Origin of the sequence: Bradyrhizobium sp. Arg816 (genome assembly GCF_029989365.1) — a bacterium.
Lineage (GTDB): Bacteria > Pseudomonadota > Alphaproteobacteria > Rhizobiales > Xanthobacteraceae > Bradyrhizobium.
Genome location: NZ_JAPRAQ010000233.1, coordinates 1 through 440 on the forward strand (window position 1 = coordinate 1; position 440 = coordinate 440).

Sequence of the window (440 nt, forward strand, 5' to 3'; positions counted from 1 at the left end):
AAAAGAAAAAATTGAATACTATGTCGAATGGGCATTAGATGCGACAGCATATAAAGAGTTTAGAGTAGTTGAATTAGATCCAAGCGCAAAGATCGAAGTCACTTATTATGATAAGAATAAGAAAAAAGAAGAAACGAAGTCTTTCCCTATAACAGAAAAAGGTTTTGTTGTCCCAGATTTATCAGAGCATATTAAAAACCCTGGATTCAACTTAATTACAAAGGTTGTTATAGAAAAGAAATAAAACAAAATAGTTGTTTATTATAGAAAGCAATGTCTTGATTGAATATGTGTAGTGAAAATTATCTTTCATCAAATTCTCATTCATGCACGAATGGTTCTTCCCCACCTAATCAGATATTAGGTGACTTATGGGGAGAAATCAGTTAGGATGAAAAAGTGGATAATCCTTTTTTAGGCAGGTACTTCGGTACTTGCCT

1 pseudogene is annotated in these 440 nt (G+C 32.3%); it reads left to right on the forward strand.

Features of this window, described 5'->3' with window-relative positions:
• A pseudogene (sak, locus tag OWC48_RS46670) lies at positions 1-244 on the forward strand (staphylokinase); the annotation flags it as partial.
• Positions 245-440 lie beyond the last annotated feature (196 nt).